This is a genomic window from Leptolyngbya sp. Cla-17 (genome assembly GCF_016807185.1).
Classification (GTDB): domain Bacteria; phylum Cyanobacteriota; class Cyanobacteriia; order Leptolyngbyales; family Leptolyngbyaceae; genus ULC077BIN1.
In genome coordinates, this window is sequence record NZ_JAEVYN010000002.1 from 1,325,346 (window position 1) to 1,338,226 (window position 12,881).

Below are 12,881 nucleotides of genomic sequence, written 5' to 3' on the forward strand. Positions count from 1 at the left end.
TTTCATTCATTCATGCGTATATCTTAATTATAAGATCCGGAAGACTAAACGGTAGTATTTGTTACCAAAATTTTATGATTCCGTAGCAATGGGTCAAATTATTACGTTGTTAAGCGATTTTGGGCTAAGCGATTCCTATGTGAGTGTGATGAAAGCCGTGATCGCGCAAATTAACCCCGCTGTAGTGGTGATTGATATTACCCATCAGGTTCCGCCTCAAAACATTGGTTCAGGCAGATTTTCACTGATGACCGCCGTTCCCTATTTCCCACCCAAAACTGTTCATGTTGCTGTCGTCGATCCTGGTGTGGGCGGCAAGCGTCGGGCTGTGGGCATCGGTATTGGCACTCCGTTTGGGGAACCTGTGGGATTTTTGGTCGGTCCTGACAATGGTATTTTTAGCGGCGTGTTAGACCAATTTCCAGCCTATGCTGTCGTTGAATTGACGAATGCTCAGTTTTGGCGCACGGATGAACCCAGTGGCACCTTTCATGGACGAGATATTTTTGCTCCGGTGGGTGCTCACCTTGCCAGTGGCGTACCTTTAGCGGAGCTGGGTGCCGCGATCACGCCCGATAGCCTAGTGCAGTTCTCGTTGCCGCCTTATTTCCAAACTGAAAACACCATTCATGGCTGCATCCAAGCTATTGATCACTTTGGTAACTTGATCACCAACATTCCCGCTATTGTTCTCTCCCATCCCTGGTCGGTGACGATTGGCATCACGTCTATCCTCAGCGCTCTCACCTACAGCGATCGCCGGGTCGGAGAATTCATCAGTTTCATTGGTAGTCACGGCTGGCTAGAAATCGCCGTTAACAACGGCAGCGCTCAAACCCGGCTGAATTCAAAAATCGGAGATCCCGTAGAAGTGAAGTTAGATAGGATAGGAATGAGCTGAGAAGTATCTGGTGTCAGATATCAGATGCTAGGTAAGAGATAAAATCGTTGTTTGTCTCCTTATTTCTGCTCGTCAATCAGCCTTTAACTTCCAACCCCTTATCTTTATGCTTTCCTCTACCGACCCTATTGTTTATCAAGGACAGTTTGGTAACTTCACCATTCTAGAGAGCGATCGTCGGGAGGTGATTTTCTATCGGGGTGGGCTAATGCTGGCAGCAGTGTGCTTTGCGATCTCGACGGGGCTAGTCCTTTGGCAAGGAAACAACTTCACCAGTTTGCATTGGGTCAGTGGATTGTATTCGATTTTTTGTGTGGGTTTGGGCGTTAGCCTGTGGATGATTCACATTTATCTAAAGCCACTACATCAGGCGCTACAGGTATTTTGGCTGGTGGGTGTGGTGGCATCTATCGCGATCGCTCATAACAGCCCCGAACCTTTTGCGCTCACTGTTTATACTTATCCCCTCACTATCTTGGGTGTAGGATTTGTTTTTGCTGCCCTCACAGGTATTTTCTTCAAAGAAGCTGTGTGCTTTAACCGTTTAGAAGCCAAAGTGTTAACGCCGCTCGTGCCCCTTTTGCTACTGGGTCATCTGTTGAATTGGTTGTCGCCTGAGGTTGAGCGAGGTTTGTTGGTGAGTTGGGCAATCCTTTTTGGTGTCTTCGCCTTCCGTAAGGTGATTCAACCTATTCCTCCAGATATTGGCGATAAAAGCGTGTTTGATTACCTCAAGTCAGGCGCTCAAAAGCAATCTGTATAGACATGCTGAACGATGGCAATTGAACCGAAAAGTATCGTTACAGCATCCGATTGCTCTATCCAATTGACTAAAGAAGATCTGGCTAAATGATTGGTTCACGGCAACATGTAGAGCTGTATTTAGAAAGACAAGAGTAGCGATCGCTAACCCTGCTATCTCAGTCAATCACCTCAAGCCACCTGACAGCAAAAGTCGACGATCTCTGACCATGCTATCCCAGTCGATAACCTCAAGCCACCTGTTGTGCTGCGCCGCTTACGCAATTTTAGGAGCCTCCAACTTCAATTACTTCTCCCGAAGCAATTGCATTTAGTACGTTACGAACATCCGGCATCAGAGGAAGTAAATCCGGTAATCTATTACTGCGTGCTACAAGAACAACGACTGCTACTCCAGCTTGGTGTAGATTTTGCTGATAGCGCAAATTTTGATCGGTAGTGAGCAGAACTGTGAAGCCCTCTCGACTCATAAGCCGCAACAATTCACCGTTTTTCTTACCTGACCATCCCATCTCAACAACTGTCTGTATCTCGTAATCAGGCAATTCACGCTTTAGTGGACGCGGAGTACATTCATCAAGCAGGATTCGCATAGGCTGTCAGCATTTCCTTCGCTAGTTCAAGGGCCGCGATCGCTTGCTCACGCCTAACACTTGGAAAATGATCTAAGAATTCATCGAGTGGATCGCCTGCTTCGAGATAATCAAGTAAGGTTCTCATCGGCACACGAGTTCCAACAAAAACAGGAGTTCCTCCCAAAATGTCAGGGTCACTATGAATAACACGCGCTGCGGTTGTCATATCAGTTATCTAATAACAGGAATCTCTTCGATCTTAGCCCACGACTAACTGCTCAGAGCACTCCTTAGAAGCGATCTCTGACCATGCCCAATCGCTGACAACGCTATAACAGTCAATCACCTCAAGCCACCTAATGGTTCGCTGGGTGGCTGCAAGTACCTCACTCAATGCACCAGGATCTTTCGATAGTCCGCTCCAAGTGAGTTGTTAGATAACCTCTACAGTCAGTAATGTGAATACTAAATCATCTCGTATCTTCTGAATCTTCGCCATTTGTTTCTTCTTTCTTAACTCGCTTTTCTTTCAAGCGATTAAGTCGTTGTTGTGCTTTTTCTGCCAAGTAAGGCGCTCTGTAGACATATTCCAAAATTGCTCTGCACAAATCATCTAGTATTGGAATTTCATCTTTAGTTAATTCTCCTAAAGAAGCATGAGCACCGATGTTTCGTAAATGTCGAAGGTTGTCAGCAACTCCTACCAATTTGACTGGAATTTCTCCTTTCGTAGCTAGATCTTTCAGTTGATGGAACAAATCTTTTCCTGTAGCTTTACGATCCTCGCATACCATTTCTAGTATCCGTCCTAACAGAACTGCATAAGCGTTAGCATCTATGACACGCACCTTAAGTGATATCTCGTATGCATCCTGAATTCGATAAGGTAGCCCAGACAACCTCGATTTCGCTAATGGGTAAAGAGTCTCTGTTGTGATTTCTTCTGGATCTACATAATCAGCATCGAAATATTTCCATAGCGTTACTTCTTTGCAAGCTAAGCATAATAACAGTTCATATCTATAACCTTGATCCGGTTCGTAATCATTATAATAATCGCCTTCGGGGGAGCCATAGGCAGGTTTTAGAGAACGGTAATACTCAGCAACAATATTCATTGGGGCGTGATTTCCACAATGATTACAGGTCAAAAACCCTGTAGTTTTTTGCTTTGTATTGGTCATAAATTACCTTTGCTTGTTCATACTGCTTTGCAAGTGATGTTGCACGCTATCGAAAATTAGATCAAATTAAATCCCGAAACCTATTTTTTCTATTAAACCAACGTTTAAGGTTGAAATCTGTTTTTCTGCCCCTTCGCTGACAAGAATTCGTGAATCGCCAACATACGTAGTTAGTTCTGTTGGAATCTCATAGCTGCTGCTTGCCCATGAAAACCAGGATGATATCTTTACTGATGATAGAACCAGGCTATAAACATGATTGCCTGAATCTATCTTGATCTGCTTAAGTCAGCCCAGCCTCACACTTGTTTCTGTAATGACCTCCGAGCCAACAGATTTTGAGTCGATGAATATGTTCATATTTTGCTCCGAGCAGCTAGCTATTGATCTTCTATTCATCCGTTTTGCCTAGCTGGAGGGCGTAGAGGTTTGCATAAACGCCTTGTTGAGCAATCAGTTCGGTATGAGTTCCTTGTTCTACGATTTGCCCTTGCTGAATTACCAAAACTTGATCGGCTTGGATGACAGTACTGAGACGATGGGCAATGACAAAGCTGGTGCGATTTTGTAATAGTCGGGCGATTGCAGCCTGTACCAAGGCTTCTGTGCGGGTATCAATACTGCTGGTTGCTTCATCCAAAATCAAAATGCGCGGATTAATTAACACCGCACGGGCAATGCTGATGAGTTGACGTTGTCCTTGGCTCAACGGTGCGCCCCGCTCTCCTAACTGCGTGGTGTAGCCATGAGATAGCGAAGTGATAAACTCATGCACATTTGCCGCTTGCGCCGCCGCTTCGATCTCCGCTTGACTTGCCTGAGGTTGACCAAAGGCAATATTTTCAGCCACCGTGCCGCTGAACAGCAGGTTGTCTTGCAACACAATGCCAATTTGCCGGCGCAGGCTGGTTTGAGTGACCGTGCGAACATCAATCTCGTCGATCGTCACCTTGCCGCCAGAAACATCATAAAAGCGTGGAATTAGGTTGATGATCGTGCTTTTACCCGCACCAGTTGCCCCAACTAAAGCAATCATTTGTCCGGGTTGGGCGTGCAGGCTAACTCCTTTCAGCACCAACTGGTCGGCTGAATAGCCAAAGGTGACTTGCTCAAACTTCACCTCTCCTCGCATGGGCGGCATTTCCTTTGCATCCGCCGCATCCCGAAGCTGCGCAGGTTCATCCAGCAGCGAAAAGATCCGTTCCAATCCGGCAAAGGCAGATTGAGCCTGGGTATAAAATTGGCTGAGAATTTGGATGGGACGAAAGAATTGCTGCACATACAGCAAGAAAGCAGTGACCACGCCCACTGTAGCGGCACCTGTTACCGCGAGATAGCCGCCATAAGCAAGCACTCCAGCGGTTGCGAGGCTATTAAGAAAGTCGATCGACGGCAGAAATGCAGATGTGATTGCCACCGCTTGCACATTGGCATCGCGATTGGCAGCATTCAACAAACTGAACTCTTCAATATTTAGATCAACCCGATTGAACGCCTGAGCTTCTTTTACACTGCCAATGTCTTCTTCCAACCGGGCAGAGAGTTCCCCAATCGTTTGACGAGTTACACGAAATCTAGCTCGTGCCCACCGCGCAAATAACCCCGTGGTAAAAATCATTAGCGGCACAGCTAAGTTGCTGATTAAACCCAGCTGTAGGTTAATCGCCAGCATGGCAATCACGATGCCAATTAAGCTAAACAGGTTGCCTAACATTTGGGCAACGGTTTGACCAAATGCCTGGTTAACGGTGCTGACATCGTTCAGCAATCGGCTCATTAAGTCACCCGCTTCACTGCGATCGAAAAAGCTGAGCGGTAAGCTTTGAATTTTGGCAAAAATATCCTGCCGCAGTTGGGCAAGCAACCGCTGCATAATCCAGCCAACGCGCAAGATTTGCCCCCGAATGGCACCAATTCCGGCAAGATAAATCAGTGCCAAGCCGCACAAAAGTAGCAATAAACCCTGCAAATCTCCCTGAGCGATTAGATGATCCAGCGACCAACCGATAAAGAAGGGACCCACGGCTTGAGTGGCAGCACCAACCAAAATCAAGGCGAAAGCGATCGGAATTTCTTTACGATAAGGCTGGAAATAGTGCAAAAACCGCCGCACTGTGGAGAGTTGCTGAGTCGCTTTCTGCTCTGATGCGACTACAGGACTGGGACCTCTCATAGGGCTTTCTCTCGCTTCATCGTGAATATTGGTAACAACATATTGTCCAAGTCATAGTCTGATCAGTGACATAGATTGAGTGCTGACCAGATGGATGATCTATTTAAGTCAGCGTCTTAAGTCAGCGTCTGAATCAGGCAGTTAAATCATCCTTGGCTGCAACATCTTAAACAGAAATCTCTTCCTAAAACCATAGCTTAAGCTGCCGACAAAGCTGACAAAGGCGATGCTCTCATCCTTGAATAGGCATCCCGCTGTTCAGACAAAAATAGGATAGGGGCGGCTCGTTGATTGAAGCAGACGGGTGTGAAGAACCGATTAGCGTTTCAGCATCGTCCTGCAAATAGAAATGATAGCGCTGCTGGCAAAAAACTGGATTTGAGGTAGATAAGCAGTTCGCTTGCGCGCTGTGTGGTTGTTCAGCGATCGCCACATTATTAAACAACTCCTGCACAATCTGCCGCCCTTGCTGGGTGGCTTGCAAGTAGTGCAATGCAGGTTGAATCAGAGGATAGACTACTGTGCGGAAAAAGTCAGGAAAACTGGTTCGGAGATCATCTGGCGTTTGATAACCCATGGTTTTGTTGGTTCCAACTTCGGCAAATTCATGAAAGAGCGCAGGTAGTTTTTCTAGATAGTGCGGATCTGCCAATTGCCCAATCAAATCGGCTGCCCGTGCCAAACCGGGATAGTTGTTTGTGTCTTGATAGTCAGTACTGTCAGGAATCGGAAAGCGAGTTTGCTCGATCATGCGCTGAATCGTTTCCACTTGAATCAGATGGTAATTGCCAAAGGTTTCTGCCACAAATTGCTGGCTGCGATCGACGTGGTAAAGCGCAAGACTGGCATCGGTTGCACCCGGTGAGATCGGCACCTGCTCATTGCCAACACCCGTTGCATAGCGGTGCTGATCGGGCTGGTCATTGCGGCAAATGCCTTTGAGGTAGCCCACATCATGACAAAGCAAAGCAATTATAAAATGAGTCCACTCTTGGGGAGTCACCGCACCTTCGAGCAGGTACTTGCCGCGTAACATTTCTTGCCCGACCATGGTGACCAGAATGGTGTGTTCCACATCGTGATACAGGGCATCGGTATGGGCGATCGCAGTTAGGGTCATCATCGCAGCTTGAGCAATCAGATCGGCATACTTTGGTTTAAACGAGCCATAGACTTGACGGTAGCTCGTTTGCAAGTCTGAGATCGCACAACGGATCATGGTTTCAGTAGGATTAAATGTGGGGGTAAACATTGTGACGTTCCTCTAAAAAATTTAGCTAACTCAAGATGAAGAATGACTGCGTATAAAACTTTGAAAGTAGATGTCTGATATGAACAGCTTCACGAATTTTCAACAGAATGAGAACCAAGAAAGCTCAGTTTTCAAGTGATCTTGATCAACTATCTGCGTGATTGCAAAAACTCATAAAAACCTACTGCTAAATTAATTCAATAGAACCTCATAAAAGCTCATAAAAACCTCAGAATGAAAATATCTTTAGAAGTTACTAAAGGACTTTTTAATCTTTTATTCAGCATTGATCCGGAGACATACCCGTCTGTTTTTGCTTGAGCAAGACGCTTAGTCCCTCATAGTTCTGAATTAAAACCAGCCAGAAAATTATTTCCTCGGTGTGATCTCGATCAAGGTATCAAATAGTATTCCAACTAAAATCAAGTGGGGTGAAAGCAAATATCTAGGCTTATTCCCTTTCAAATTTGTGCTATCTACTTCATTACAATTACCTTGCAAAAGTGACCATAGTGGTTGCTAAAAATGAATATTAAAGAAGCTTTGGAAATCGTCGATCGCCTGCTCTATGTTCACACTGGAAAATATCTAACTGATTTAGAGCGTGAAGTCTTTATTGGTTCCTGGAATGGGCAAACCTACGAAGAAATTTATCCAATTAATCCAGAATATGTTGAGAAATATGTCGGCTATAAATTATGGCGGAAAATTTCGGATGCTTGTGGTGAAAAAGTCACTAAAAAGCAATTGCGTGGTGCCTTAGAACGTGCATTACAACGCCAGCCGTCACCAACGGCGACTTCAGTGCAGCCTGTTCATTTAATTCAAAAAGTTTTTATTAGCCATCGACATCAAGAGCCAGATGTGAGCTTGGCGAGAAAGTTCTTTGATGCGATCGCTGCCGCTGGACATGAACCCTTCATGACGGATACCAATCTGTCTGCCACCCCCTCTAAAAATCAAGATTGGCTGAAGCAAATTGATAGTCAACTACAGCAATGTGATTACTTTTTGCTTCTGCTGTCACCCCAAGCAGCCGTCAGCGAAATGGTGATAGAGGAACTAGAACGCGCCAAATACCTCCAAGGCAGTCGCAAGAATAGCAAACCTCTTGTGCTGTCCATTCGGATCAACTGGCAGCCCCACTCGCTGCTGAATCACGATGTGCAATCCTACCTAGAAGATAGCCCCCAACGAGAATGGCATAGCCCGGTTGATACGGCTGATCTCGCGCAAGCGATTGTCCGGTACGTCAACGGCACCGAGTCCTGGACACTTGGCGATCGCGCCCAGCCTCAACCCGTCCATTTTCAAGACCATTCCGCTATAGAAGCCAAAGACCCATCACCACAAAACTCACAATTCAACCTATTTCCTACGGAAACGCTACCCGTTGGCGAAGCCAGTCCGAAGGACTCACAAAACCCTCTTTCTCCTCGCCCCTCACCCCTTCTGCTTACTCCTTCCCCCACCGCAGATCCTGAACTTCCCCAGGGACAGGTGCGCCTCGATTCTGCTTTGTATATTGAGCGATCGCCCCACGAAGCCCAGTGCTACCGAGAAATCTTGCAGCCTGGAACTCTAATTCGGATCAAAGCGCCGCGCCAAATGGGCAAAACCTCGCTGATGTCGCGAATTTTGTATCAGGCAAGAGCGAAAGGCTTTCAAACAGTTCCCCTCAGTTTTCAACATGCGGATGTGGGTATTTTTTCCAGTTTGAGCGCATTGCTGCAATGGTTTTGTGGCAAAGTCGCCCGTAAACTCCGCCTGCCTCATCAAATTGACCAATATTGGACAGATATGTATGGCAGCAAAGACAACTGCACATTGTACTTTGAAGATTGCCTCCTATCTAAAATTGAAAGTCCGTTAGTGCTGGGGTTGGATGAAGTCGATCGCATCTTTCAGTATCCTAAAATTGCCGATGATTTTTTTGGCTTGCTGCGTGCCTGGTATGAAGAAGCGGGCTATGGCGGCAACGATAGCGGTTTGTGGGAAAAGTTGCGTCTAGTGGTGGTGCATTCCACCGAAGTCTACATTCCCCTGGATGTCAATCAGTCACCCTTTAACGTTGGCTTGCCGATTGAGCTATCAGAATTTAACCCGACCCAAGTGGCAGATCTGGTGCAGCGCCATGGATTAGACTGGCAACCGATCGACGTTGAGCAACTGATGGCGATCGCGGGAGGACATCCCTATCTCGTTCGCCTTGCGCTCTACCACCTTGCCCAACATTCACTCACCCTCAGCGACCTGATCCATGCCGCCCCTACCGAAGCGGGCATTTATGGCGATCACCTGCGCCGCCACCTATGGAACCTCAAACAGCATCCCGAACTCGCCAACGCCTTCAACCGTGTCGTCACCAACCCGGAACCCACAGAACTCGATTCCATCCTCGCCTTTAAACTGCACAGTATGGGCTTAGTTCATCTCCAAGGGAACGAAGTCACCCCGCGCTTTGACCTCTATCGGCGCTATTTCAGCGAACGATTAGAAAGAGAATAGACGAAAAAATTTCGAGTTTTGCCTAATAGTTATTCCCTCATTTCCCATGCACCCTTCACCCTTCACCTATAAAGTCGGCGGACACCTCTCCTTAGATGCGCCCAGTTACGTCGTGCGGCAAGCCGATCGCGATTTGTATGAAGGCTTAAAAGCAGGGGAGTTTTGCTACGTGTTGAATTCGCGGCAGATGGGCAAAACGAGTCTGCGGGTGCGGGCGTTGCATTACTTGCAAGCGGAAGGCATTGTGGGTGTGGCGATCGACTTGAACAAAATTGGTAGCCAAGAGATTACACCCGATCAATGGTATGCCGGCTTGATGCGGCGATTGGTCACTAGTTTCAATCTGCCTGTAGAACTGCGAAGCTGGCTCCGCGATCGCGAATATTTGCCGCCCGTGCAGCGATTAAGCGAATTTTTAGAACAAGAACTGTTGGCAGCAGTTTCCGAAAAAGTAGTCATTTTCATTGATGAAATCGACAGTATCTTAAGTTTAGGATTTCGTACTGAAGACTTTTTTGCCTTCATCCGCGCCTGCAATGAATACAATCGATTGACCTTTGCATTACTCGGCGTTGCCACTCCTTCTGACTTAATTCAGGATAAAAATAGAACTCCCTTCAACATTGGTCGCGCCATTGAACTGAATGGCTTTAAGCTTTCAGAATCTCAACCTTTAGTGGATGGACTGATACATAAAGCAAATCGTCCCTGGGCAGTTCTGGAAGCAATTTTAGAGTGGACGGGTGGACAACCTTTTTTAACTCAAAAATTGTGTAAATTGATCCATACCTCTGACCAAACAATTACTACTGGAAAAGAAGGCTCATGGGTTGATCAATTTGTGCGATCGCACTTGATTGATAACTGGGAAGCTACCGATGAGCCACCCCATTTGAAAGCCATCCGCGATCGCCTATTGCGCATTGGGCAACGGAGCCGGGGCGTAGTTGATGTCTATCAACAGCTTTTAAAGCAAGGTGAAGTGGAAGAGGTGAATACTCCTGAACAAATGGAGTTACGCCTTTCTGGATTGGTGGTAAAGCAAGCTGGAAAAATCCGCATTAGCAACCAACTTTATAGCACCGTTTTTAACTACAGTTGGGTGATTAAGGCGCTGACTGACTTGCAGGCAGACTTTATGCAGGTGGTATCCAGTCAAGAACAAAAGCTGCTCTCCATGCTCAGCGTTATGGAAGGGAAAGATTTTGCCGATATTCTCTATGAAATTTTAGGATCTATTACGCTGCGGATGGGCGATTTGTTGGGTGCCGATCGCACCACGATTTTCTTCATTGACGAAGAAAAAAATGATATCTGGTCAATCATCGCTCGGCACGAAGGAGCGGATTTTCCTGACATTCAAATCATTGCCAATCAGGGCATGGAAGCGCAGGTCACCAACATCAGAAAAATGGTGTCGCGGGAACAATCTGAAACCAGTGATGGTTACCATATCTACAATGAAATGTTGCTGCCCTTGATGAATGACCATCACAAAGTGGTTGCCGTGGTGCAGTTGGTCAATAAGCTGAAACGATATGCGCCGTCCCACCGTCTGACCTCTACGCCCAATGACCTGATGCCGTTGAGCGCTCGCGTCAACCCCCACGGCTTCACCCAATCCGAGCAACATCAGTTAGAAGAATATGCTCCCGCTATTCTCCGCATTTTGGCGCGCTGTCAAGACTGCTACAGGCTGACTCAGCGATTGCAAGCATCCGAAGCGCTCACAGAAGCCACGCGATCGGTGTCTCAAAGCAGCCTCGATTCAGATGAAATCATTGGGCGAGTGATGGAAGCGGCAAAAAAACTGATGAATGCCGATCGCACCACACTCTGGCTGATCGATCGCATTAACAATCAGCTTTGGACCCGCATTCCGTTTCAGGATGGCACCTTCAAAGAACTGCGAATTCAGATTGGCGAAGGGTTTGCCGGAAAAGTTGCTGAAATCGGTGAACCGCTCAATATTCCCTTCGACCTTTATGAGAATCCCGATTCACATACTGCCAAGTTGACTGACCAAAAAACTGGATATCGCACCTGTAGCCTGCTCTGTATGCCTGTTTGGAGTCCCGATGGGGCACTGTTGGGCGTGACTCAACTGGTGAACAAACGCCGTCAAGGAGAATTTTCTGATTATGATCCGGCTGGTTGGCCTCAGGCTCCAGATTGCTTCCAGGCAAGTTTCGACAGCAACAGCCAGCGATACATGCAAATTTTTAACGCACAGGTAGGCGTGGCACTGTATAACGCTCAACAGTTTGCAGCGATGAAATATCAGGCAGAAAACCATCCCCAAAGCGTGGTGCTGCAAACCCTGTCAATGCTGAATCAGGTGATGGACAATCAGGGTTTTGATGACATTTTGGATGCCACACTGCGATCGATTACGTTGAAACTGGGTAAATCCCTGGGTGCCGATCGCAGCACCATTTTCTTGCTGGATGATGAGCGCAATGAACTGTGGTCAATTGTGGCAGAGTCCGAACACAGCGATGCAACATCAGGTGGGCGATCGCTGGAAATTCGGATCTCAGCCGATCAGGGCATTGTGGGCGAGGTCGCCCGTTCGCAGCAGGCGATCTTGATTCCTTACGACTTTTACGACGATTCCCGATCTACCACTGCTAAAGAGCTAGATCGACGCAATGGATACCGTACCTACACCATGCTGGCAATGCCGCTGATGAGCGATCGCGGCAAGTTGATTGGCGTGATTCAACTGCTGAACAAGCTCAAGCCAGATCATGACTCCAACGCTGCTCTAGTCAGTCGCATTGATCCCCAGGGCTTTACCCATGAAGATATGCAGCAATTCACTGCCAACACGCCGCTGATTCGGATGATTTTGGAAAGTTTTTGCTCCTATCACACCACTGCTAGAGGGCAGCGAGTTGCCGCCGCGTTGATGGCAGCTACGCGATCGGTCAGTCAAAGCAGTTTGACACCGGAAGAAATTTTGACACGGGTGATGCAGGCTGCCAGAGAACTGATGAATGCTGATCGCAGCACGCTCTGGCTCCTTGATCGCGCCACTCACGAACTGTATGCTCACATGCCATTTGCAAAGGGCGATCGCCAAGAAGTACGGGTGCGGGTGGGAGAAGGCTACGTTGGGCAAGTTGCCGAAACCAGTAAAACTTTAAACATCCCTTTTGACGTGTACGATCGCCTCGATTCAGCAACCGACAAAAGAATCGATGCGCTTTGCGGCTATCGCACCTGTAGTTTACTTTGTGTTCCTATTCTCAATCCTGATGGAGAACTGATTGGAGTCACTCAATTGCTCAATAAAAAGCAGCCAGGAACAGAACCAGAAATTGATTTTGCCTATCAAAAAGAGATTCCAGAGTACTTTCAAATGAGCTTCGATGAAACCGACCAACAATATATGCAACTCTTCAATAATCAAGTAGGAATAATTTTGCAAAATGCTGAACTGTTAGCCGCTGTCAAGCAACAAGAGCAAAATCTTCGTGCTAATTTAGAAGTCAATTGATTTACTCCCCTGCCTAAAAGAGAC

The 12,881-nt window shown here is 47.0% G+C and carries 9 protein-coding genes; 4 read left to right on the forward strand and 5 right to left on the reverse strand.

Annotation, left to right across the window (positions count from 1 at the left end; genetic code table 11):
* Positions 1-88: 88 nt before the first annotated feature.
* On the forward strand, positions 89-901 hold the full coding sequence (locus JOY44_RS17275; protein WP_171574854.1) for an S-adenosyl-l-methionine hydroxide adenosyltransferase family protein: 813 nt from the start codon (positions 89-91) through the stop codon (positions 899-901).
* 106 nt (positions 902-1,007) lie between these two features.
* Positions 1,008-1,664 (forward strand): DUF2301 domain-containing membrane protein, encoded by a 657-nt coding sequence (locus JOY44_RS17280; RefSeq protein ID WP_171574855.1) that lies wholly within the window; start codon positions 1,008-1,010, stop codon positions 1,662-1,664.
* A gap of 265 nt (positions 1,665-1,929) precedes the next feature.
* Here the strand turns inward: JOY44_RS17280 and JOY44_RS17285 are convergent, their stop codons facing one another.
* The 5 genes from JOY44_RS17285 to JOY44_RS17305 all read right to left on the reverse strand — a co-directional run bounded on the left by JOY44_RS17285 (position 1,930) and on the right by JOY44_RS17305 (position 6,847).
* Entirely contained in the window at positions 1,930-2,256 is a 327-nt protein-coding gene (locus JOY44_RS17285) for a DUF5615 family PIN-like protein (RefSeq protein WP_171574856.1), read from the reverse strand.
* Positions 2,240-2,464, reverse strand: a complete 225-nt coding sequence (locus JOY44_RS17290) for a DUF433 domain-containing protein (RefSeq protein WP_171574857.1) — start codon at positions 2,462-2,464, stop codon at positions 2,240-2,242. The genes JOY44_RS17285 and JOY44_RS17290 overlap by 17 nt, the downstream gene beginning before the upstream one ends.
* A gap of 244 nt (positions 2,465-2,708) precedes the next feature.
* Positions 2,709-3,422: a DUF4145 domain-containing protein gene (locus JOY44_RS17295; protein ID WP_171574858.1), complete on the reverse strand. Its 714-nt coding sequence runs from the start codon at positions 3,420-3,422 to the stop codon at positions 2,709-2,711.
* A 391-nt stretch (positions 3,423-3,813) separates the two neighbouring features.
* Positions 3,814-5,595 (reverse strand): ABC transporter ATP-binding protein, encoded by a 1,782-nt coding sequence (locus JOY44_RS17300; protein ID WP_171574859.1) that lies wholly within the window; start codon positions 5,593-5,595, stop codon positions 3,814-3,816.
* A gap of 232 nt (positions 5,596-5,827) precedes the next feature.
* A complete protein-coding gene (locus JOY44_RS17305; RefSeq protein ID WP_197985524.1) occupies positions 5,828-6,847 on the reverse strand; it encodes an Npun_R2479 family HD domain-containing metalloprotein in 1,020 nt (339 codons plus the stop codon).
* Positions 6,848-7,372: 525 nt separating this feature from the next.
* On the opposite strand from JOY44_RS17305, the gene JOY44_RS17310 reads away from it, so the two are divergent.
* Positions 7,373-9,355: an AAA-like domain-containing protein gene (locus JOY44_RS17310; protein WP_171574860.1), complete on the forward strand. Its 1,983-nt coding sequence runs from the start codon at positions 7,373-7,375 to the stop codon at positions 9,353-9,355.
* A gap of 46 nt (positions 9,356-9,401) precedes the next feature.
* Complete coding sequence (locus tag JOY44_RS17315) at positions 9,402-12,857, forward strand: GAF domain-containing protein (protein ID WP_171574861.1); 3,456 nt, start codon at positions 9,402-9,404, stop codon at positions 12,855-12,857.
* Positions 12,858-12,881: the final 24 nt, after the last annotated feature.

What these genes read in the sequence shown, in the direction of transcription:
- JOY44_RS17305 (WP_197985524.1), bottom strand. Translation starts at nt 6,847, where the DNA reads ATGTTTACCCCCACATTTAATCCTACTGAAACCATGATCCGTTGTGCG.
- JOY44_RS17285 (WP_171574856.1), bottom strand. Translation starts at nt 2,256, where the DNA reads ATGCGAATCCTGCTTGATGAATGTACTCCGCGTCCACTAAAGCGTGAA.
- JOY44_RS17290 (WP_171574857.1), bottom strand. Translation starts at nt 2,464, where the DNA reads ATGACAACCGCAGCGCGTGTTATTCATAGTGACCCTGACATTTTGGGA.
- JOY44_RS17280 (WP_171574855.1), top strand. Translation starts at nt 1,008, where the DNA reads ATGCTTTCCTCTACCGACCCTATTGTTTATCAAGGACAGTTTGGTAAC.
- JOY44_RS17275 (WP_171574854.1), top strand. Translation starts at nt 89, where the DNA reads ATGGGTCAAATTATTACGTTGTTAAGCGATTTTGGGCTAAGCGATTCC.
- JOY44_RS17300 (WP_171574859.1), bottom strand. Translation starts at nt 5,595, where the DNA reads ATGAGAGGTCCCAGTCCTGTAGTCGCATCAGAGCAGAAAGCGACTCAG.
- JOY44_RS17315 (WP_171574861.1), top strand. Translation starts at nt 9,402, where the DNA reads ATGCACCCTTCACCCTTCACCTATAAAGTCGGCGGACACCTCTCCTTA.
- JOY44_RS17295 (WP_171574858.1), bottom strand. Translation starts at nt 3,422, where the DNA reads ATGACCAATACAAAGCAAAAAACTACAGGGTTTTTGACCTGTAATCAT.
- JOY44_RS17310 (WP_171574860.1), top strand. Translation starts at nt 7,373, where the DNA reads ATGAATATTAAAGAAGCTTTGGAAATCGTCGATCGCCTGCTCTATGTT.